This window comes from Affinirhizobium capsici (genome assembly GCF_977018625.1).
Map to the genome: position 1 here is coordinate 1 of NZ_CDRNXD010000005.1, position 20347 is coordinate 20347.

20 protein-coding genes are annotated in these 20347 nt (G+C 54.2%); 13 read left to right on the forward strand and 7 right to left on the reverse strand.

The window, feature by feature from the left end:
• Positions 1 to 41 precede the first annotated feature (41 nt).
• Positions 42 to 1136 (forward strand): ROK family protein, encoded by a 1095-nt coding sequence (locus tag AC0JZ1_RS16195; RefSeq protein WP_471883484.1) that lies wholly within the window; start codon positions 42 to 44, stop codon positions 1134 to 1136.
• Positions 1137 to 1289: 153 nt separating this feature from the next.
• Here AC0JZ1_RS16195 and AC0JZ1_RS16200 read toward each other — a convergent pair whose 3' ends face one another.
• Positions 1290 to 2225 (reverse strand): bile acid:sodium symporter family protein, encoded by a 936-nt coding sequence (locus AC0JZ1_RS16200; protein ID WP_471883485.1) that lies wholly within the window; start codon positions 2223 to 2225, stop codon positions 1290 to 1292.
• 360 nt (positions 2226 to 2585) lie between these two features.
• Between AC0JZ1_RS16200 and AC0JZ1_RS16205 the strand changes: the two genes are divergently transcribed.
• A complete protein-coding gene (locus AC0JZ1_RS16205) occupies positions 2586 to 4424 on the forward strand; it encodes a methyl-accepting chemotaxis protein (RefSeq protein WP_471883486.1) in 1839 nt (612 codons plus the stop codon).
• Between the two features lie 198 nt (positions 4425 to 4622).
• Here AC0JZ1_RS16205 and AC0JZ1_RS16210 read toward each other — a convergent pair whose 3' ends face one another.
• The 5 genes from AC0JZ1_RS16210 to AC0JZ1_RS16230 form a co-directional block, all read right to left on the reverse strand.
• Positions 4623 to 4892 (reverse strand): hypothetical protein, encoded by a 270-nt coding sequence (locus AC0JZ1_RS16210; RefSeq protein ID WP_471883487.1) that lies wholly within the window; start codon positions 4890 to 4892, stop codon positions 4623 to 4625.
• A gap of 100 nt (positions 4893 to 4992) precedes the next feature.
• Positions 4993 to 5847 (reverse strand): SDR family oxidoreductase, encoded by an 855-nt coding sequence (locus tag AC0JZ1_RS16215; protein WP_471883488.1) that lies wholly within the window; start codon positions 5845 to 5847, stop codon positions 4993 to 4995.
• 37 nt (positions 5848 to 5884) lie between these two features.
• On the reverse strand, positions 5885 to 6340 hold the full coding sequence (locus tag AC0JZ1_RS16220) for a MarR family winged helix-turn-helix transcriptional regulator (protein ID WP_471883489.1): 456 nt from the start codon (positions 6338 to 6340) through the stop codon (positions 5885 to 5887).
• Between the two features lie 350 nt (positions 6341 to 6690).
• Entirely contained in the window at positions 6691 to 8169 is a 1479-nt protein-coding gene (locus AC0JZ1_RS16225) for an NAD-dependent succinate-semialdehyde dehydrogenase (protein ID WP_471883490.1), read from the reverse strand.
• A 3-nt stretch (positions 8170 to 8172) separates the two neighbouring features.
• On the reverse strand, positions 8173 to 9453 hold the full coding sequence (locus tag AC0JZ1_RS16230) for a 4-aminobutyrate--2-oxoglutarate transaminase (protein WP_471883491.1): 1281 nt from the start codon (positions 9451 to 9453) through the stop codon (positions 8173 to 8175).
• Between the two features lie 133 nt (positions 9454 to 9586).
• Here AC0JZ1_RS16230 and AC0JZ1_RS16235 point away from each other — a divergent pair, with 133 nt between their 5' ends.
• A complete protein-coding gene (locus AC0JZ1_RS16235; RefSeq protein WP_471883492.1) occupies positions 9587 to 10408 on the forward strand; it encodes a MerR family transcriptional regulator in 822 nt (273 codons plus the stop codon).
• 50 nt (positions 10409 to 10458) lie between these two features.
• On the opposite strand, the gene AC0JZ1_RS16240 is transcribed toward AC0JZ1_RS16235, so the two are convergent.
• Complete coding sequence (locus AC0JZ1_RS16240; protein WP_471883493.1) at positions 10459 to 11190, reverse strand: GntR family transcriptional regulator; 732 nt, start codon at positions 11188 to 11190, stop codon at positions 10459 to 10461.
• Between the two features lie 49 nt (positions 11191 to 11239).
• Between AC0JZ1_RS16240 and AC0JZ1_RS16245 the strand changes: the two genes are divergently transcribed.
• The 10 genes from AC0JZ1_RS16245 to AC0JZ1_RS16290 all read left to right on the forward strand — a co-directional run bounded on the left by AC0JZ1_RS16245 (position 11240) and on the right by AC0JZ1_RS16290 (position 20263).
• The gene (locus AC0JZ1_RS16245) at positions 11240 to 11842 is read left to right on the forward strand and encodes an amino acid synthesis family protein (RefSeq protein WP_471883494.1); all 603 of its coding nucleotides are present in this window, start codon (positions 11240 to 11242) and stop codon (positions 11840 to 11842) included.
• A complete protein-coding gene (locus tag AC0JZ1_RS16250; protein ID WP_471883495.1) occupies positions 11817 to 12617 on the forward strand; it encodes an alpha/beta fold hydrolase in 801 nt (266 codons plus the stop codon). The genes AC0JZ1_RS16245 and AC0JZ1_RS16250 overlap by 26 nt, the downstream gene beginning before the upstream one ends.
• Positions 12618 to 12637: 20 nt before the next feature.
• Positions 12638 to 13558 carry a flavin reductase gene (locus AC0JZ1_RS16255; RefSeq protein WP_471883496.1) on the forward strand — a complete coding sequence of 307 codons (921 nt, stop codon included), beginning with the start codon at positions 12638 to 12640 and terminating at the stop codon, positions 13556 to 13558.
• A 3-nt stretch (positions 13559 to 13561) separates the two neighbouring features.
• Positions 13562 to 14599: an LLM class flavin-dependent oxidoreductase gene (locus AC0JZ1_RS16260; protein WP_471883497.1), complete on the forward strand. Its 1038-nt coding sequence runs from the start codon at positions 13562 to 13564 to the stop codon at positions 14597 to 14599.
• A gap of 8 nt (positions 14600 to 14607) precedes the next feature.
• Positions 14608 to 16071 (forward strand): aldehyde dehydrogenase, encoded by a 1464-nt coding sequence (locus AC0JZ1_RS16265; protein WP_471883498.1) that lies wholly within the window; start codon positions 14608 to 14610, stop codon positions 16069 to 16071.
• A gap of 5 nt (positions 16072 to 16076) precedes the next feature.
• Positions 16077 to 16406 carry an NIPSNAP family protein gene (locus AC0JZ1_RS16270; RefSeq protein ID WP_471883499.1) on the forward strand — a complete coding sequence of 110 codons (330 nt, stop codon included), beginning with the start codon at positions 16077 to 16079 and terminating at the stop codon, positions 16404 to 16406.
• Between the two features lie 42 nt (positions 16407 to 16448).
• The gene (locus AC0JZ1_RS16275) at positions 16449 to 17459 is read left to right on the forward strand and encodes an ABC transporter substrate-binding protein (protein ID WP_471883500.1); all 1011 of its coding nucleotides are present in this window, start codon (positions 16449 to 16451) and stop codon (positions 17457 to 17459) included.
• A 68-nt stretch (positions 17460 to 17527) separates the two neighbouring features.
• Positions 17528 to 18385 carry an ABC transporter permease gene (locus tag AC0JZ1_RS16280; RefSeq protein ID WP_471883501.1) on the forward strand — a complete coding sequence of 286 codons (858 nt, stop codon included), beginning with the start codon at positions 17528 to 17530 and terminating at the stop codon, positions 18383 to 18385.
• Between the two features lie 4 nt (positions 18386 to 18389).
• On the forward strand, positions 18390 to 19190 hold the full coding sequence (locus AC0JZ1_RS16285) for an ABC transporter permease (protein WP_471883502.1): 801 nt from the start codon (positions 18390 to 18392) through the stop codon (positions 19188 to 19190).
• Positions 19187 to 20263, forward strand: a complete 1077-nt coding sequence (locus AC0JZ1_RS16290; RefSeq protein WP_471883503.1) for an ABC transporter ATP-binding protein — start codon at positions 19187 to 19189, stop codon at positions 20261 to 20263. Before AC0JZ1_RS16285 ends, AC0JZ1_RS16290 begins: the two co-directional genes overlap by 4 nt.
• Positions 20264 to 20347: the final 84 nt, after the last annotated feature.

The following is a 20347-nucleotide window of genomic DNA, read 5'->3' on the forward strand; positions in this document are numbered from 1 at the left end:
AGTAATTGACCATTGCTGGCATGCTGAACAAGGTATCGAGAATGCAGAGACTGAGCCACAACCAGCGTATGTTGCTTGATCTTTTGCGCCGCCACCAACCCATCGCTCGGGCCGATGTAACAGAGTTGACTGATCTCACCCAGCAATCTGTTCATCGCTTGATCGAAGGGCTGATATCGGATGGTTTTGTTCAAACAGAGCGTGCGAAGCCGAATGGACGGGGCAAGCCCAGTCCGCTGCTGACCCTGGCTGGTTCGGCAGTATATTCACTCGGCGTGAGCGTAGATGCCGAGCAAATCGTCTTCGCGTTAATTGATCTGAATTGCAGCGTGATCGCGCGCCGCAGGGTCAACTACACCGAGGTGGGTCTCGACACCTTCATTGATATGATTACTGCCGCATTTGAGCAGATGGCTAAGGGAGCCAACATACCACTTCAATCTCTCTGCGGAATCGGTCTCGCTCTTTCCTCTCAAATTGTGGGCCGGGATCAGAGAGTTACATTTCCCTCATCGCTAGAAACCCGGTCTCAAGCGGAAATCCTCAATCAAATGGAAGCCAAATTTGGCGTGCCAATTTTTCAGCGTGGCGATGCCATGGCATCCGCAATTTGTGAGAGCCTGATAGGGGTGGGGCAGGCTTATAAAAACTTCGCCTTACTTGCCTTTGATCAACACCTTTGCGTTGGTTTGATTTTAAATGGCCAACCTTATTCTGGACAGCCCGGGAATGCGGGCGATCTGTCTTTGCTCGTATCCGACGGTCTGCAGAGTGACCAATCTATGCGCAACATTATGCACCGTCTCCAGGCGTCAGGGGTAAGCATCAACAGTTTGGACGATCTGTGGGAGGACTTCGATGTCTCTTGGCCGGGCGTCGATAAATGGCTGCAAGAGGTCGTGCCACAAGTGAACCATGTCACGCAGATCCTGAATGCGGTGCTGGCCCCAGATGCAATAATCCTTGGCGGGAAGCTGCCACCTGTCCTTGGCCAGATGATCATGGAACGTATTAAAGCACCCGATACCTATCCGGATGCAGTTTCAAGCCCCGCCTTGTGCTTGAGCCGCGTGGGCTGCGACACTGCTGCGATTGGCGCAGCGCTTTTGCCGCTCAAATCTAATTTCTTTCTATGAGTTGCCACGTTTTTACACGCAATGTCTCTGCTCAACTTCCCTAACCTGCTAACTCTGCTGATCTCGCAAATCCTGCGGGAGGGGAGTATCTGCTTCCAATCGCGGCGGCTCTGCCGAAAAGTGTGCCGCGCTGCTGGCTTGAGTAACACCCTATTACCGTTGCGCCTCATCACGTCCGGCAAACCAATTAGCAAGTAGCGCGCCGGATATGTTGTGCCATACGCTAAATATCGCACTTGGAACTGCCGCAAGCGGGGAGAAATAGGCGGTCGCAAGAGCAGCACCAAGACCCGAGTTCTGCATACCTACTTCAATGGCAATGGCCTTGCGCTTGGCAAGCGTCAGGCCGAAGGCTTTCGCAGCGAAAAAGCCGAGCAAATAACCAAGACCATTATGCAGAATGACAACGGCGAAGATCATCAGGCCGGACTGCACGATTGATGCTTTCGATGCGCCGACGACCGCCGATACGATCAACACAATGCCGATGACGCTAACGAGTGGCAGAGCAGGCACGGCAGCCTTAACGAAAGTCGGCAGAAGCTTCTGTAGGACGGCACCCAGCGCAAGCGGAACCAGCACCACCTTGATAATACTGATAAACATCGCCCAGCCGTCTACCGGCAGGTATTGGCTGGCGAACATCCAGACGAGAAATGGCGTGATAATTGGCGCCACAAGCGTCGTCACAGACGTGCAGGCTACCGAAAGCGCGACATCACCCTTTGAGAGATATGTCATGACATTGGAAGAGGTTCCACCAGGGCAGCACCCGACAAGGATCACACCAGCCGCAACTTCTGGAGGCATCGGGATGAGCTTAGTCAGCAAGACGGCGAGCAACGGCATGATCAGGAATTGACCGAGCACTCCAATTGTCACGTCAAATGGACGTTTCACCACTTCGCGGAAGTCGTCCAGGGAAAGGGTAAGGCCCATACCGAACATGATGATGGACAGCAGGGTGACGATCCAAGGACCGATCTGCTTGAAGGTGTCAGGGAAGAAAAAACCAAGGAATGCGAACAGCACAACCCAAGCGGCGAATGTCTTGCCAACGAAAGCTGATATCTGCGCTAATGGTCTCATGGTGTTTTCTCCCTGCATGCTTAGTGATAGCTGTAAAGCCAAGGCGAAGCCTGTCAAGGTTACCGAACTTGGTTGCTGGCGCGCGTGAGATAAGTTCAATCATCTGCAGGCAAAATTGGGCAATACGGATGCTGGGGGAGAGGCATCCAAAGCCAGCACCGCGAGGCTTGGTATTGTTTAAATGGCGTGCATACTTGGGAATATTATGAACATCATCTCAGCCGTGCCTAGAGCCGCGTGGCGGTGAGATTTCGACGTAGTTTTGCTGTAGCGGTAAATTTGAGAGTATATCACACTCCCTTTAATAAGTAGTAATAAATCACTTGCTAGATTTGCCCTTCGAATTCTGAGGGGGAAATTATGCAACGCTTAACCATCGCGTCACGGCTCTACTGCCTTATCTTATTGTCGATGCTGATCCTTGGAGGGGCGCTGACCTTCAGCCTATTTCAAAGCTATTCATCCGCCGAGCGAGAACGTAAGGCTGGTCTTGCACAAATGAACGATGTGGCGCTGACTGTCCTAAAAAAATATCAGGCCCTTGAAGTAACAGGCACGTTGTCTCGCGAACAAGCTCAGGCTGAAGCCAAAGCTGCAGTTTCAGTGATGCGCTACGGCGACGGTTCTGGATACTTTTGGATCAACGACATGTTGCCCCGGATGGTGATGCATCCCATCAAGCCAGAACTGAATGGCAAAGATCTCTCTAACGATAAGGACCCCAATGGGAAATTCTTGTTTGTGGAGTTTGTCAACGTCGTGAAGGGGAGTGCTACGGGTAAGGGCTTCATGGATTACTACTGGCCCAAACCTGGAGCGGACCAACCCGTTGAAAAATACTCTCACGTGGCGGGCTTCGCACCCTGGGGCTGGATTGTTGGTACAGGCGTATATGTTGATGACCTGCACGCTATGTTTCGTCGAGATGCTATTACATTCGGAACCATCTTTGCTTTTTGCGCGGTCGTGCTGATCGCTGGCGCGACCTTCGTCATACGTTCCGTGACAGGTCCCATCCGCGGTATTCACCGAGCTTTGCGTGGAATTGCTTCGGGCGAAACCAAAGTTGATATTCCCTGCCTTCGACAGAATAACGAGATAGGTGAAATGGCGAGGGCCCTTGGCGTTCTCCAAAACTCGGTAGCTGAACGTTCCGATCTTCAAATGCGTGAGGCAGAACAAAGCAGAGCTCTTGCAGAAGAACGCTCCAGCAAAGAGTCGGTTTTGTCGGTTGCGGCAGAACGTCAAGCCCGCGCTATGGACGAGTTGGGACTAGCCCTCGAAGCATTGGCTGCAGGTGATTTATCGATATCTCTCGGTGACATCGGATCGGATTATGCGAAGCTAAGAGCGGATTTCAACGCTGCAGTTGAGGCGCTTAATCGAGTTATTGCGGACATCTCCGAAACCAGCCTCGTTGTCCGCGACAGCGCGTCGGATATCTCTAGCGCGAGCGCTCATCTTTCCAAGCGAACTGAACAGCAAGCAGCCGCATTGGAAGAGACGGCAGCAGCTCTAGACGAGATCACCGCTACGGTACGCACAGCCTCAGAGCGTGCCATCGAAGCGCGCACTATGGTTGGTGAGACCAAGGCCAGCGCAGGGCGTTCGGGTGAGATCGTGAGAGATGCGATCGACGCCATGAATCGAATAGAAGAAAGTTCGAGTCGCATCAGCCAGATCATATCGGTCATTGACGAGATCGCCTTCCAGACAAATCTGCTTGCCCTGAACGCCGGTGTCGAAGCAGCGCGGGCTGGCGAGGCGGGACGTGGCTTTGCCGTGGTAGCGCAGGAAGTTCGTGAACTCGCACAACGTTCGGCCAACGCGGCTAAAGAGATAAAGGCGCTCATCAGCAACTCCGCACGCGAAGTGGAAGGTGGCGTTGCTCTGGTACGATCTACCGGAGAAGCGCTTGTTGAGATCGCTACTCTTGTCGATCGCGTAGATGCTCACGTTGATACGATTGCCACTGCTGCGCGTGAGCAGTCTACGGGGCTTCAAGAAATTAACTCGTCCGTGAACCACATGGATCAGATGACCCAACAGAACGCAGCTATGGTCGAAGAAACGACTGCTTCAAGCCAGACACTGGCTGAACAAAGCTTGCACCTGCGAAACCTGTTGTCTTCCTTTAAACTTGATGAAGGCACGAAACACGCGGCAGGCTCGCTGAAGCAAAAATCCCGCGCCGCCTAGAGGATCGTCAAGAAAGATGCACGGCGGATTTCCGTCCGCAAACGCGTAAAGCTTAAGAGTGAGAGCGTTCTGCGTTTTTGTCAGATATGAGAACGCTTAGCCCATCCAGTTCAATGCAGCCTGTCGCTGGCGGGCTGCGCTCTCCCGCAGAACTTGAAGCAACTACTCCTGGGCCCACCTTCGACAGCGAGATGCACATTATTCAGAAGGATCATCTTCGATCGCTTCCATGACACCAGGATAGTTCGAATATCTGCGTCGAATCCGAAGCTCTTCAGCCTCTATGGTGTCGCAGCGGAGCTGCCATAGTGCTGTCTGGATTTCCTTCAGACGGGGAGGGTCATACGGTTCTTCACCAGCCCAATGCTCGCATTGCATGCGTCTTTCAAGGAACGCCTTAACGTCCTGAGGCACTGCATTCGGTCCCGCAGCGAGGAGCATCAACGAAAACGATAGTTCCAACATCATCGACATCTTCCGGACGCGGGTGTCCGACCTTTATGGATTGAGAGAGGGGCAGTCCATGATGTGTTCGGTAGCATACTGAGCAGTCACATCAGCCGCCTGCCTAGACGAACAGCGAACGATGGTCTCGCAGAAAGTCGCTGAAACTACGTGGCTCCGTTCCAGTGAGCCGCTGGATCTCGAAAGTCGGATCGATATCGTGATGGCCCGCCACGACGTCCGAGAACTGTGAAATCAGACCGTTCGCCATCCATCGAGAATTGCCGGTCAGACGAAGAAGAACTTTAAAGATGGGGTTCGGCAAATTGATGTACCTAACCTTGCGCTCGGTAATTTTCGACAAACGTGATGCAGCCTCTTTCATGTCCAAAGTTTCAGGTCCGGTCAGGAAATACGTGGCGTGCTCATGGCCGTCCTCAACCAGAACCGTGGCGGCAACGCGTGCAACGTCGCGTGTATCTACCCATGAGACGTATCCCCTGCCTGCGATTTGCGGCAGAAATCCTTTGGCAATCGGATCTTTAAACCAGAAGAAGTTCTGCATAAATGCTGTGGGTCTCAAGACTGTCCATCCAATCCCGGCCTTTCGCAGGTGGTGGTCAATGAGCGCGTGGGATTTCGCCCATGGAACAGTCGATCGCACGTTGCTGTCGGAGGCAGAGATTTTCACTATCTGCCCGACGCCCGCGCGCTGCGCCGCGTCGATAGCACCTGTTTCCTGCTTGACTTGATCTGGCGTTGGCGGCGTGATCAAAAACAGTCTGTCACAGCCTTGCATTGCGGCAGCGAGCGTTTCCGGGCGGTCGAAATCGCCCAATACCGCTTGCATGCTCTTCTTCTTGAAGTGGTCGACCTGCTCCGGCTTGCGGCACATTGCCCGAAACGGCACTCCGGATTCATGAAGGAGCCTGCAAACTTCGCCCCCGATACCTCCGGTCGCTCCTGATACTAAGATCATGATGATTTCCCTGTTTTCAAAGAAGGTGAGATAAAAGCTATGCGGTATGATCAAGCCATCCGGTAATAACGCTGTTCATCTCCACGAGAGTCTCGATTGCTTCTCGAATGCGTTGGGTACCGATTTTATGCGCGATCACACGGTCAAGCGGGGCTACAACGTCTTCCGCTCCGGTGACGGCTTTGATACCTGCAGGCGTGAGAACAACAAGCTTAGCGCGGCGATGATGAGGGTTCGCTTGAAATTCGACCAGGCCGCGTTCCGCCAGCACATCCACGATGCGCTGAACTGCCTGCCGCGTGAGGCCCATGTTTCTGGCTATGGATGCAGCTGGAAGCGGTAGGGAAGAATAATGCAGAGCCGCCAGCACCTGCCACCAGGCACTGGTGAGGCCAAGATGAGCCACAAGCTCGTTGCCGGCACTCACCAACCTGCCATTGGCAGCAAAAACCGCGAGAGCTAGATCCCGAACTACGTTTTCTCCATCTGCCATCGACAGCCTGCTCCCAATTGGTCTACATGCTGTCAATGTGCGGAATGCAGAATAGTTCCTGAGTGCCTATCGTTGGCTCTACACCTGCCAGTTCGGCGATGCGGTGTGCAAGTCCATCTATAGCGGGGGTTCGAAGCCAAGGCACGACGTATTCCTGCTGGATACGCCAACGTAGGCATAAGTGTATGCCTGCCAGCTCTTTTGCTACCCGCGAGGGATCTTTAGGCTGTACATTGCAGGCCACCGAAGAAGCCAAATAACCGCAAACCCCGAATTTAGTCGACAAAGCTATCGAGATTGGTGACGGCTGGAGGTTGGGCTAACCAGCCGCCACACTATCGGTGCTGAATCTAGATGCTCAGGCACAGATACTTGATTTCAACATAATCCTCGATGCCGTATTTAGAGCCTTCACGACCTTGACCAGATTGCTTGATCCCGCCAAACGGAGCTACCTCTGTTGAGATGAGACCGGTATTGATGCCGACCATCCCATATTCCAGCGCTTCGGCGACGCGGAAGATCTTGGACATGTCTTTCGAATAGAAATACGAAGCCAAACCGAACTCGGTATTGTTGGCCATGTCGATGACTTCGTCTTCTGTCTCAAACTTGAAGAGCGGTGCGACGGGCCCAAAGGTTTCTTCGCGGGCGACTTTCATGTCTTTGGTCACGCCCGTCAGAACAGTTGGCTGAAAAAACAAGCCGCCACGCTCATCTGGTCTTCCGCCAAGTGCGATGGAAGCACCCTTGGAAACTGCGTCCTCAATGTGCTCTTGCACTTTTTCCAAGGCTTTTGCTGTAATCAACGGTCCCGCATTGACGCCTTGCTCAAAGCCATCGCCCACCTTCATGGCAGAGACTTTTTCGGACAGCCTTTTAGCAAATGCATCGTAAACGCCGGATTGGACATAAAGACGGTTGGCACAAACGCAGGTTTGACCGTTGTTGCGATATTTGGAGACCATCGCTCCTTCAACGGCAGCATCGATATCGGCATCATCGAACACGATGAAAGGTGCGTTACCTCCAAGCTCCAATCCCAGCTTCATGATCTGGTCGGCCCCTTGGCGCATCAGTATTTTACCGACATTGGTGGAGCCGGTGAATGTTAGTTTGCGCACCTTGTCATTTTCAGTGAATTCTTTGCCGATTGAGGCTGAATCCTTCGATAAAATAACATTGAAAACGCCGGGAGGCAGTCCAGCGCGTTCCGCCAGCGCAGCCAGCGCCAAAGCGGAAAGGGGAGTTTCCGCTGCCGGTTTCGAAACCATTGCGCATCCAGCCGCAACCGCGGGGGCAAATTTGCGAGCCAGCATCGCGTTGGGAAAATTCCAAGGGGTGATCGCTGCAACAACACCGACAGGCTGCTTGATGACGATGATGCGCTTATCCTGCTGGTGGCCGGGAATGGTATCGCCATAAACACGTTTGGCCTCTTCGCCAAACCATTCAACATATGAGGCACCGTAAAGAATCTCTCCCTTGGCCTCGGCCAAGGGTTTGCCCATTTCCGTTGTCAGGATCGTTGCAAGATCATCAGCATTTTCCACGAGAAGATCAAAAAGCTTGCGCAAAATCCCGGCACGCTCTTTGCCGGTTTTAGCGGCCCATAGCTTCTGAGCCTTGTAAGCGGCATCGATGGCTCGGGCAGTTTCGGCACGTCCCATATCTGGCAGAGTTGCAATCACTTCACCAGTCGATGGGTTCGTGACCTCAAACGTGGTGCCGCTATCGCTTGCTCCAAGCCAGGCACCACCAATGAAGGCCTGATCGATAGCGAGAGAAGGGTCCTTAAGCTTCGAACGCAGTTTTTGCGAGATTGTCATCGATCACGCCTCCGACGCGCATTCGCGAAGTGTCGTTTCGAGAATGGTGAGCGCCTCGTTGAACACATCGTCTTGAATTGTGATGGGCGCCAGAAACCGGATCACATTCCCATAAACGCCGCAGGTGAGGAGGATCAGGCCTTTCTGCAGCGCCCGTTCGCGAACCTTGTTCGTAAAGTCGGGATTAGGCGTCTTCGAACCGGGCAGGTTGAACTCGACCGCGTTCATGAAGCCTGGACCGCGAATGTCAGCAATCTGCGGAACGGATTCACGCAGCGACTGAAGCTTTTGTTTCAGGCGGTTGCCGAGGGAGCCTGCCCGTTCGTTGAGGTTTTCCTCCTCGATGACATCGAGCACCGCATTGCCAGCAGCGATCCCAATTGGATTGCCGCCATACGTTCCGCCAAGCCCGCCAGGACCAGGAGCATCCATGATGTCTGCTCGGCCGGTGACGGCCGCAATCGGGAAACCGCCGCCCAAGCCTTTTGCCATAGTAGTGAGGTCTGCGACGACGCCATAATGCTCCATGGCGAACAGCTTTCCTGTCCGTGCAAAGCCTGTTTGAACCTCATCTGCGATCAACAGGATGCCGTGCTTGTCGGCGATCTCACGCAGCTTCTGCATGAATGCGCGTGGCACTTCGTAGAAGCCGCCTTCGCCCTGTACGGGTTCGACAATGAAGGCCGCGACCCGGCTGGGATCGACATCAGCCTTGAACATCTTGTCCAGAACCGAAAGTGAATCCTCAATCGCCTGTCCATGCAGTTCGACTGGAAAAGGTACATGAAAAACATCCGGCACCATGGGGCCGAAACCGGTCTTATAGGGCACGACCTTCCCCGTCAGGGCCATGCCCATGAATGTGCGGCCATGGAAACCGCCCGTGAACGCGATGACTGCAGAACGATTGGTTGCAGCGCGCGCAATCTTGACGGCGTTTTCAACGGCTTCCGCACCTGTCGTAACAAAAATTGTCTTCTTCTTGAAATCGCCGGGAACGAGGTTGTTGAGGCGTTCGGCAAGGCGAACGTAATTTTCGTAAGGGACGACCTGATGGCATGTATGCGTGAAATGATCGAGCTGATCTTTAACTGCGGCAATGACTTTTGGGTGACGATGGCCAGTGTTGACCACAGCGATACCCGCCGCAAAATCGATGTACCGACGCCCTTCGACATCCCAGATTTCAGCGTTCTGGGCTTTGTCGGCGTATATCTGCGTCGTGACACCCACACCACGCGAAATGGCGTCAGAACGGCGTGAGGCAATTTCCAAATTTTGCATGATTGTCGTCCCAAATAACTCTGTCCCCCGCGTGTTCGCGTAAAACATTCTCTACATTTTTTCTGTAGGTTTGCAATGGACGTCTTTGCAATTATGAAGGCTTTAGCAAAGCAGCATCTAAAGCGCCGGTTTTATGGACGTCACATTTCTCAAGATTGCCGAAGCGGCCCGTGCGGCTGGCGTCTCGCCATCCACTCTTCGACTGTGGGAACAGCAGGGATTGGTGGAGCCAATCCGCACGCCATCTGGCCAAAGGCTTTACGATGCGGCGCTGGTGGAGCGCTTGAAGACGATCAGCTGGCTTCGTAGTGAAAAAGGTCTCAATCCTGCGGCCATCAAACAGGCTCTGATTGGCGGCGAGGGGGCGAATTATCCAAGCGATGTAGTGTCGGAAGAGCGAGAGGCGCCCGATCTCTCTATCGGGATGAAGGTCAGGCATTTGCGCAAGGAGGCAGGGTTGACGCTTGAGGCCGTCGCACGGGCAACCGGGACAACCATATCGGTTTTATCCACCTTCGAGCGAACCTCACAAGGTATTTCGGTGACCGCACTCCACCACGTCGCTCAACATCTTGGAACCACAATTGCAACTTTGAGCGGTCAAGGGAAACCTCGGAGCGGGGCTTCGCTCGTTCGAGACGGGCAGTGGACCACGTGGCCGACGACAGCGTCGGGCGTCACGATTCACGTTCTCGCTGACGGCAATAATCAAATGGAGTGCCATCGGTTCGATCTGGCTCCCGGAGCGTCAAGCGAAGGTGCTTATCAACACGAAGGTGAAGAGTTCATCCATGTACTGGCAGGCGGCCTGGAAATCGTTCTGGACGGGGACCAGTTTCATGAGCTGCGCGTCGGCGACAGTTTCTATTTTGAAAGCACTCGGCTGCATTCATGGCGCAACAATTTCGACGGCCCAACTACCCTTATCTGGATCAATACGCCGCCGACATTCTGATGGGACCTTAGCCTTCACCGGCTGGCAATAGGGGCTTGATTGACCGGCAATCAGCCACGTCCGATGATGCTTTCTGCAATTTTTGCAGCTGCCGCGACATGCTTACGGCAGGCCTCTGCCGCAGCTTCAGGTTCGTTCCGCTCGATAAATGAGAAGATTTCTCTGATCTGCGCAGGTCCAGATGTTGTGCGGTTCGTCGTTGAGAGGGTCATAACGCGCAGGCGAGAAATGCGGCTGTTCAGCCGGCTGACGATATCCCAGGCAATAGTATGACCTGCCGCCTGAAAGATCGTGGCATAAAAGCTTGTTGTTGCGTCAAGTATACCCAAAGGTGAATTTTGCTTAGATGTTCGGTCCAGCTCCTCAAGCGCCGAGCGCAATTTTCGCTTGATGAGTTCATCCGCTACGCGAGCGCAGTCTGCAACGGCGGTTGCCTCCAGAGATGCGCGTATATCGTAAATCTGGCGTGCATCATCCCACACCAGCCGCGCTACAATTGGCCCTTGCTTTGGTAGCATCTCCACCAAGCCTTCGGCCTCGAGATGCCGTATGACCTCTCGTATGACTGAGCGTGAGACCCCTAATTGATCACATAAGGTCCGCTCGACCAACCGAATCCCAGGTTCAAAAAGGCCCGAGATAATCGCCCGCCGAACGCGTTCTAGTGCCATCTCGCGCAGCGTTGCCGGAGGAGTTTCTATCCGAAGAGAAGACATGGGGTCGGTGGATTTGGCCATAGCATTCAATAGCGCGCAAAAATGATTCCGGCAAGCTCTTGACATCCGGTATTATGGTATACCAACATACGATCAGATGATTGAGGAGAACATGATGGCCCCGGCGATCCGCAAGACCTTTCTGCAGATTGAAACGACGCATATTGAGGGTGGCAAAGAAGCTGCCATACCGCTCAAACTCGTTGCTGCATTAGCCGTGGTTAAAAATCCTTGGGCTGGTCGTGGTTTTATTGACGATTTGAAGCCCGAAATTCATGCTGTAGCACCCGTTCTTGGAGCGCTTCTGACCAAGATGATTATCGAGGCAGTCGGCAATGGTGAAGCTGTTGAAGCTTACGGCAAGTCGGCTGTCGTTGGCTTGGCCGGCGAAATCGAACACGGCTCTGCTCTCATCCACACCCTGCGCTTTGGTAATCACTACCGTACAGCGGTGGGTGCAAAGTCTTACCTTGCCTTCTGCAATACGCGGGGGCCTGCAAATGCGCCGATCATGATCCCCTTGATGGATAAGAATGATGAGGGGCGTCGTTCCCATTACCTGACCATTCAATGCGCGATACCCGACGCGCCTGCTGCCGATGAAATTGTTGTTGCGCTCGGCGCGTCAGTCGGTGGCCGGCCGCATCACCGGATTGGTGACCGGTATCAGGATTTGAAGGAACTGGGTCACGATGTTGCAAACCCTGCCTCGGTGTAAGACCAAATCTGATTCAGCCTACCTCGAGCAAGGCGAGGGACGCGAAACCCTTGTACTCATCCACGGCGTGGGAATGAGGGCCGAGGCCTGGAAGCCGCAGATCGAGCGTCTTTCGAAGGATTATCGTGTTATCGCAGCGGATTTACCCGGTCACGGTCATTCGGCACCTTTAGAAGGTGCACCGGATCTAAAAGACTTCGTGGCATGGTTTTCAGGTTTGGTGCGTGACCTCGACCTAGACTTGGTCAATGTTGCAGGACACTCGATGGGTGCGTTGATTGCGGCAGGCTTTGCTGCGACCGAACCCTCTAAACTTCGGCGCGTGGCCTTGTTGAACGGGGTTCATAAGAGAACTCCAGCAGCGCGGGCAGCGGTTGAGGCACGGGCAGAAGAGATTATGTCGGGCGATTTCGACCGCGAGGCACCGCTGGAGCGTTGGTTCTCACCCGCTGAGCAGAAGGGGGAGGCCTATCGTTTGGTGCATGACCTGCTTCAGAACGTGGATTCGCAAGGCTATGCAGCTGCCTATCGCGCATTCGCAAGAGGTGATGCCATTTACGCTGATGACTGGCCGAAAGTCACCTGTCCGGCGCTCTTCCTGACAGGGAATGGCGATAGGAATTCGACGGCCGAAATGGCGCATGAGATGGCAAGAGCAACACCAAACGGAAAAGCATTCGTGATCGAGGGCCACCGGCACATGGTCAATCTCACAGCACCGGAGGAGGTGAGTGAGATCCTGGCTGATTGGTTAACCTGGTCGCCGGTGCGGTGAATGAAAAGGGAGGAGTGACTATGAGTGATCCGCGATTGCTACGCGATGCGTTCGGCGCATTCTTGACCGGCGTGACCGTCGTTACGACCCTGGATGCCCGCGGCGCGCCTATTGGCTTTACTGCCAACAGCTTCACCAGCGTGTCGCTTGATCCACCGTTGCTTTTGGTATGCCTGGCAAAGACTTCTAGAAATTACCAGACATTGATGACGACGAGTGGCTTTGCCGTGAATATTCTTTCGGAAAGCCAGACGGACATTTCCAACACTTTTGCCAGACCCGTCGAAGATCGATTTGCTTCCGTCGATTGGCAAAAAGGTCCCCTCGGATCACCTGTTTTTGCTGGCGTTGCGGCTTGGTTTGACTGTTCCATGCATAATCGTGTGGATGCTGGAGACCACGTCATCCTGATCGGCAAGATCGAGGCATTCGAAAATTCGGGAAAAACTGGCTTGGGATATGCGCGCGGCGGCTACTTCACGCCTGCTCTCACGGAAAAAAATCTGCTTGCCAATGTTGAAGGCAGCCTTTGTGTCGGCGCTGTGGCGGAGAGGGCTGGCGAGGTCCTGCTTGTTCCTGATGCAAAAGGCGGGTGGACCTTGCCGTTTATCGACAAGGCCGAAAGCGAGAGCATGGAGGTTCTGGAGCCGCATTTTAAGGCGGAGATCGGCCTCTCAATTCAAACGGGCCTACTCTATTCGATTTACGAGGACACAACATCTGGGCGCCAGCATATCGTTTATCGCGCAGCGTTGGGCGAAGGCACGCCAAAGACCGGACATTTTTTCCCCACTCAACAACTGCCGCTGGCGCAGATCCCTGATCCAGCTGTGCGCGAGACGGTCAAACGTTACGCTCAGGAACGGATGATCGGCAATTTCGGCATTTATTTCGGCAATCAGGAAAAGGGCCGGGTGCATGCCGTGGCTCAAAAAGGTTGAATCATGAAGTTCTCGCTTTTCGTTCACATGGAGCGGCTGAACGCCGACCAGACCCATGAAGAACTCTATGAGGAGTTTCTGAAGCTGTGCGAGATCGCCGACAGAGGCGGCATGCACGCGATCTGGACCGGCGAGCACCATGGCATGGATTTTACCATAGCACCGAACCCGTTCGTCAATCTGGCCGATCTGGCCAATCGCTTCAAGAATGTGCGCCTGGGCACTGGCACCGTCATTGCTCCCTTCTGGCACCCTATCAAGCTGGCGGGAGAAGCGGCTATGACCGACCTGATCTCCGGTGGCCGTCTGGATCTGGGGATTGCCCGCGGCGCATACAGTTTCGAGTATGAGCGTGTATTGCCGGGCCTCGATGCTTGGGGGGCGGGCCAGCGTATGCGTGAGCTTATCCCGGCGATCAAAGGTATCTGGGCTGGAGACTACACGCATGATGGTGAGTTCTGGAAATTTCCCTCCACCACGTCGGCACCAAAGCCGGTACAGCAGCCTCATCCGCCCATCTGGGTGGCGGCGCGCGATCCGAACAGTCATGAATTTGCCGTTGCCAATGGATGCAACGTGCAGTGCACGCCGCTTGCGAATGGCGAAGCTGAAATTGCGAGCCTGATGGAGCGCTTCGAGGCAGCGTGCGGCAAGGCGCCCAATGTGGCGCGGCCCAAAATCATGCTCCTGCAGCATACATATGTCGGTTCTGACGAAGCAGACATCGCGCAGGCTGCAAGCGAAATCAGCCACTATTACAACTACTTCTTCGCCTGGTTCAAAAACGAGCGTCCCATCAGTCAAGGCCTGATCCAGCAGCTGAGCGAAGATGAACTGGCTTCAAACCCCAACCTGTTACCGGAAAAGATGATCACCAATATGCCGATTGGCAACGCCAAGTCGGTGATCGACAGGCTGAAGATTTATGAGAAGCAGGGTTGGGACGAGTATTCCTTCTGGATCGACACGGGCATGAGCTTCGAGCGCAAGAAGGCATCCTTAGAGCGCTTCATCGCTGACGTTATGCCCGCATTTGCGTGAGGAATCAGATGCAACGGTTTCAGCAATACATAGATGGGGCCTTCGAAGATGGTTCTGCGCAATTCGATAGCAACGACCCGGCCAATGGAGCCGCATGGGCATCCATGCCAGAAGCGCGTGAGGCTGATGTCGATCGAGCAGTGAAAGCGGCTCGGCAAGCCCTGTGGAACGGCGCTTGGCCAGCCATGACAGCAAGCGCTCGCGGCAAGTTGCTCTACAAGCTGGCCGATCTTGTACAGGCGAATGCCAAGCGCCTTGCTGAACTCGAGACTCGCGATACCGGCAAGATTATCCGCGAAACCTCTGCGCAAATCGCCTATGTGGCAGACTACTACCGCTACTATGCCGGTCTCGCCGACAAGATCGAAGGCGCGACGCTGGCAATCGACAAGGTAGACATGGATGTCTGGACAAGGCGCGAGCCCGTGGGCGTCGTGGCTGCCATCGTGCCTTGGAACAGTCAGCTGTTTCTTGCTGCGGTGAAGATCGGACCTGCACTGGCGGTCGGCTGCACTGTCGTCGTCAAGGCGTCTGAAGATGGTCCAGCGCCTCTTTTGGAATTCGCCCGTCTTGTGGATGAAGCAGGTTTTCCGAAAGGCGTCGTGAACGTTATAACCGGCTTCGGCCCCTCTTGCGGGAATGCACTGACGCGCCATCCAGACGTCGACCACATTGCCTTCACCGGTGGTCCGGTCACCGCGGCCCATGTCGTTCGAAATTCGGCGGAAAATTTGGCCAGTACGTCGCTGGAGCTTGGCGGCAAGTCTCCCTTCATCGTCTTTGCCGATGCCGACCTCGAAAGTGCGGCGAATGCGCAGGTGGCGGGCATCTTTGCTGCGACAGGCCAGAGTTGCGTTGCAGGTTCCCGTCTCATCATAGAACGCTCTGTCAAGGACGAATTTTTAGCATTGCTGAAATCAAAAGCCGAAGCGATACGCCTTGGAATGCCACTTGATATGGCAACGGAAGTCGGGCCGCTCTGCACGAAGCGCCAGCGCGATAACATCGAGCAAATAGTCTCGTCGTCGCTCAATGCTGGCGCCAAGCTGATAACCGGCGGACGGATAGGCAATGGAGAGGGATTCTACTACTTGCCGACCATCCTCGACTGCGACGGCATCACCTCACCATCGATCGAAAACGAACTTTTCGGGCCTGTTCTATCAGTCCTATCCTTCAATACAGAAGAGGAAGCCGTTGCGTTGGCAAACGATACCCGCTTCGGCCTCGCTTCTGGCGTTTTCACTCGAAACCTGACGCGGGCTCATCGCATGGTGAAGAGAATTCGCGCGGGCATCGTCTGGATCAATACCTATCGCGCCGTTTCACCTATCGCACCTTTCGGTGGGTACGGTCAGTCGGGACACGGTCGCGAAGGCGGGATTGCAGCGGCGCTGGATTTCACCCGCACCAAAACCGTCTGGCTCAGAACCTCGGACGAGCCTTTCCCTGATCCCTTCGTAATGCGGTGAGCGCAATGCTGTATGAGATCAGAACCTACCGACTAAAAAATGGGTCCATACCCGATTATCTCAAGGTTGTCGGTGAAATCGGCATCACAATCCAGCAGAAACATCTCGGAAATCTGGTGGGGTACTTCTCGTCAGAAATCGGCCCGATCAATGAGATCGTTCACATCTGGGGCTTTGACAGCCTTGATGATCGCCAGAAAAGGCGTGCGCAATTGGCGGCTGATCCTGAATGGCAGGCATTCCTGCCCAAGATCCGCGATCTGATTGTCACTGCTGAAAACAAGATCATGACACCTGCTGTCTTTTCGCCGCTAGGCGGCGCAACGCCGGTCTAGTGGTGTCCACTATTTGAATATTGTTCTCAGGGAGGAGAAAGCATGACAAGCAAGAGGATTATCGCCCTATTCGCCGCAGTGACGAGCCTCACGGGCCAAGCGAGTGCAGCTGATATGGTCTTCACAAGCTGGGGCGGCACCACGCAAGATGCCCAAAAACAGTATTGGGCAGACACTTTCTCTGCTGCTTCAAAGACCAATGTGACGCAGGATGGCCCAACTGATTATGGCAAGCTTAAAGCCATGGTTGAATCCGGAAGCGTTGCCTGGGACGTGGTCGATGTGGAAGGAGACTATGCTGTTCAGGCTGGCAAGGCGGGGCTGCTTGAAAAGCTGGATTTCTCCGTTATTGACAAAAGCAAGCTCGATCCAAGGTTTGTCACCGACTATTCGGTCGGGAGCTTCTATTACTCCTTCGTTATCGGTTGCAACAAGGATGCGGTGAAAGCGTGTCCCAAGAGTTGGGCCGACCTCTTCGATTCAGCAAAGTTTCCGGGCAAGCGTACGTTTTACAAATGGTCGGCACCCGGCGTGATTGAGGCGGCGCTTCTCGCTGATGGCGTGCCTGCGGATAAGCTTTACCCGCTCGATCTCGACCGCGCGTTCAAGAAGCTCGACACCATCAAATCCGATATCGTCTGGTGGGACAGCGGCGCACAGTCACAGCAGTTGCTGGCCTCCGCTGAAGCGCCCTTTGGCTCCTTCTGGAATGGCCGACTGACAGCTCTCGCGCAAACCGGCGTATCTGTCGAAACTTCCTGGACCAACAACATCACCGCTGCAGACGCGCTGGTCGTGCCGAAGGGCACGAAGAACAAGGACGCTGCGATGAAATTCATTGCAAATGCAACGAGCGACAAGGCGCAAGCCGAATTTGCCACTGCCACCGGCTATGCGCCTATCAATACGGGCTCTCCAAAGCTGATGAATGAGGATGTCCGCAAGACCTTGCCAGACATGCAGGCCCAAACGCAGGTGAATGCCGACATGACGTATTGGGCCGCACATCGCGATGAGATTGGCACCCGCTGGTATGCCTGGCAGGCGAAGTAATGGCACGCGAGGACATGGGCTGACTGTCTTGGCCCATGTCCCATGGAATATCCATCGGGAGGTTTTCAATGGCTTTGTCCGCAACGACCGGGGTCCAACGAAGGAAGCGTCAGCGGGACGATAGCTTCAGCTATGTCCTGCCAGCACTGCTATTGATTGCTTGTTTCTTTATCATCCCTGTTCTTATGCTGCTGTTGCGAAGCGTCCTTGAGCCCACGGCCGGTTTCCAGAATTATCAGACGCTCCTTGGCTCCACGACCTACTTGCGTGTCTTCGTCAACACCTTCACCGTTGCCGGAGTAGTGACAGTGATATCCGTCGCCATTGGCTTTCCGGTTGCTTGGCTGTTAGCCATCATGCCGGATAGATGGTCAAGGTTGATCCTTGCAATCATTGTTCTGTCAATGTGGACGAACCTGTTGGCACGGACTTATGCTTGGATGGTGCTGCTTCAGCGCACAGGTGTGGTCAACAAGACCCTCATGAACCTCGGCATCATCGATACACCTCTGGCACTAATCAACAACCTTGTCGGTGTGACGATCGGGATGACATACATCATGCTGCCTTTCGTCATCCTTCCGCTCATTGGCGTCCTGAAATCGATTGACCCCGCGATCCTGCGGGCGGCGGCTCTCTGCGGGGCCAATAAACGCCAGTGCTTTACACGCGTGTTATTACCGCTCTCACTGCCCGGCATCGTATCCGGCGCGCTGATGGTTTTTGTGATGTCGCTTGGTTATTATGTGACGCCCGCGCTTTTGGGAGGCACGTCCAACATGATGTTGGCGGAACTGGTTGCGCAATTCGTGCAGTCTCTCGTCAACTGGGGCATGGGCGGGGCTGCTGCACTTGTACTCCTGATCGTGACGCTGCTGCTCTATGCGGTCCAGCTCAAATTTTTCAATTCCTATCGGGCGAGGTAACCTGATGTTGCTCGATTTCGAGAAACTTGGGGTACTAAAGCCCTTACTGGTCGGTTTGACAGTGCTTGTGTGCCTGTTCCTTATCCTCCCGATCGTCTTTATCGCGGCACTCTCATTCGGCTCTTCGCAGTGGCTGATTTTTCCGCCGCCCTCCTGGACGCTGAAATGGTATCAGGCCTTATTTGCCGATCCGCGATGGCTGTATTCAGCGCTGACCAGTCTGAAAATCGCCGCTGTCGTCACAGTGCTTTCTGTCATTCTCGGCTTCCTCGCAGCACTCGGTCTCAACCGCGGAGCTTTTTTGGGCCGGGAAGCTTTACGTGCTTTGTTCCTGACGCCCATGATCCTCCCCGTCGTGGTGCTGGCCGTCGCTCTCTACGCGTTGTTCTTACAGCTCGGACTGGCTGGCACCACGATCGGCTTCATCATTGCGCATCTGTTGATCGCATTGCCGTTTTCAATCATTTCTATCGGCAATGCACTGGAAAGCTTCGATAAATCCATTGAGGATGCAGCCATTCTCTGTGGTGCAAGCCCATGGGAGGCACGGCTTCGCGTGACGGTTCCAGCCGTTAGCCACGGTATCTTCGCCGCCGCCATCTTCTCTTTTCTGGCGTCATGGGACGAAGTCGTTCTCGCAATCTTCATGGCAAGTCCAACGTTACAGACGCTGCCCGTTAAAATCTGGGCAACCCTTCGGCAGGATCTGACGCCCGTCATCGCCGCTGCCTCTACAATCCTCATTGCCTTCACCATTCTTCTGATGGTTCTGGCCGCAATTTTCCGCAAGGGACGCAAAGCATGACACAGCCATTCCTCTCAATCCGCGGAATTCGCAAGACATATGGTCAGGTCACTGCTGTCAAAAACGTGACGATGGATGTCAGCGAAGGCGAGTTCATGACATTCCTTGGGCCATCAGGCTCTGGCAAATCGACGACGCTTTATATTCTTGCAGGATTTCAGGATCCTACTGAGGGTGACATATTGCTGAAGGGGCAAAGCCTGCTTTCGACACCCTCGCACAAACGAAACATTGGGATGGTGTTTCAGCGCTATACGCTATTTCCTCACCTGACAGTGGGGGAGAACGTGGCGTTTCCTTTGCGTATCCGGCGTGTTGGTCAGGCTGAAATTGCAGAACGTGTAAAGAAGGCGCTGCAGCTTGTTCGCCTTGAAGGCCTGGAAGATCGCAAACCTGCGTTGATGTCCGGCGGTCAGCAGCAACGTGTCGCCCTGGCGCGTGCGCTTGTCTACAATCCCCCCGTGCTGCTCATGGACGAGCCACTTTCTGCACTCGACAAAAAGCTGCGTGAAGAAATCCAATTTGAAATTCGCCGTATTCACCAAGAGACTGGCGTGACGATCCTCTACGTCACGCATGATCAGGAGGAAGCGTTACGCCTCTCGGACCGTATAGCCGTATTCAGCCAAGGCGAAATTGATCAGATTGGTACAGGGCCGCAGCTTTACTCCAACCCTTCAACCCATTTCGTTGCAGGTTTCATTGGCGACAGCAATTTCATTCAGGCCGAAATACTGTCCCATCAGAATGGCAAGGCGAGGCTAGCTCTTGCCGGTGGCACCATCATTGATGGTGTTCCAATGCACGCCCGTCAGGCTGGCGGCAAATCCGCTCACTTGCTGCTGCGTCCTGAGCGACTTTCTCTATCCCGGCATCAGGTTGATCATGGCCTCGCTGTCAAAATCAAAGACATAACTTTTCTGGGGAACAATATTGAGGTCAATACGCAAACAGATAGTGGTGAAACATTGGCAGTACGCCTGCCTTTCGGTCACGATGCTATCTCAAGCATTCATCGCGGTGATCAAGCTTGGTTGACCTTCGAGCCAAACTCGACCCATGCATTCGCATAGTCTGATACCCTTGGCGAGAGCATAGGCAAACAGGCCGAAATTAACTTCAGCCTTGTGGTTTCCCCACCAAAGTCGAGAAATGCC

Coding starts and splice junctions, on each gene's coding strand:
- AC0JZ1_RS16195 (WP_471883484.1), top strand. CDS start 42: ATGCAGAGACTGAGCCACAACCAGCGTATGTTGCTTGATCTTTTGCGC.
- AC0JZ1_RS16200 (WP_471883485.1), bottom strand. CDS start 2,225: ATGAGACCATTAGCGCAGATATCAGCTTTCGTTGGCAAGACATTCGCC.
- AC0JZ1_RS16205 (WP_471883486.1), top strand. CDS start 2,586: ATGCAACGCTTAACCATCGCGTCACGGCTCTACTGCCTTATCTTATTG.
- AC0JZ1_RS16210 (WP_471883487.1), bottom strand. CDS start 4,892: ATGATGTTGGAACTATCGTTTTCGTTGATGCTCCTCGCTGCGGGACCG.
- AC0JZ1_RS16215 (WP_471883488.1), bottom strand. CDS start 5,847: ATGATCTTAGTATCAGGAGCGACCGGAGGTATCGGGGGCGAAGTTTGC.
- AC0JZ1_RS16220 (WP_471883489.1), bottom strand. CDS start 6,340: ATGGCAGATGGAGAAAACGTAGTTCGGGATCTAGCTCTCGCGGTTTTT.
- AC0JZ1_RS16225 (WP_471883490.1), bottom strand. CDS start 8,169: ATGACAATCTCGCAAAAACTGCGTTCGAAGCTTAAGGACCCTTCTCTC.
- AC0JZ1_RS16230 (WP_471883491.1), bottom strand. CDS start 9,453: ATGCAAAATTTGGAAATTGCCTCACGCCGTTCTGACGCCATTTCGCGT.
- AC0JZ1_RS16235 (WP_471883492.1), top strand. CDS start 9,587: ATGGACGTCACATTTCTCAAGATTGCCGAAGCGGCCCGTGCGGCTGGC.
- AC0JZ1_RS16240 (WP_471883493.1), bottom strand. CDS start 11,190: ATGTCAAGAGCTTGCCGGAATCATTTTTGCGCGCTATTGAATGCTATG.
- AC0JZ1_RS16245 (WP_471883494.1), top strand. CDS start 11,240: ATGGCCCCGGCGATCCGCAAGACCTTTCTGCAGATTGAAACGACGCAT.
- AC0JZ1_RS16250 (WP_471883495.1), top strand. CDS start 11,817: ATGTTGCAAACCCTGCCTCGGTGTAAGACCAAATCTGATTCAGCCTAC.
- AC0JZ1_RS16255 (WP_471883496.1), top strand. CDS start 12,638: ATGAGTGATCCGCGATTGCTACGCGATGCGTTCGGCGCATTCTTGACC.
- AC0JZ1_RS16260 (WP_471883497.1), top strand. CDS start 13,562: ATGAAGTTCTCGCTTTTCGTTCACATGGAGCGGCTGAACGCCGACCAG.
- AC0JZ1_RS16265 (WP_471883498.1), top strand. CDS start 14,608: ATGCAACGGTTTCAGCAATACATAGATGGGGCCTTCGAAGATGGTTCT.
- AC0JZ1_RS16270 (WP_471883499.1), top strand. CDS start 16,077: ATGCTGTATGAGATCAGAACCTACCGACTAAAAAATGGGTCCATACCC.
- AC0JZ1_RS16275 (WP_471883500.1), top strand. CDS start 16,449: ATGACAAGCAAGAGGATTATCGCCCTATTCGCCGCAGTGACGAGCCTC.
- AC0JZ1_RS16280 (WP_471883501.1), top strand. CDS start 17,528: ATGGCTTTGTCCGCAACGACCGGGGTCCAACGAAGGAAGCGTCAGCGG.
- AC0JZ1_RS16285 (WP_471883502.1), top strand. CDS start 18,390: ATGTTGCTCGATTTCGAGAAACTTGGGGTACTAAAGCCCTTACTGGTC.
- AC0JZ1_RS16290 (WP_471883503.1), top strand. CDS start 19,187: ATGACACAGCCATTCCTCTCAATCCGCGGAATTCGCAAGACATATGGT.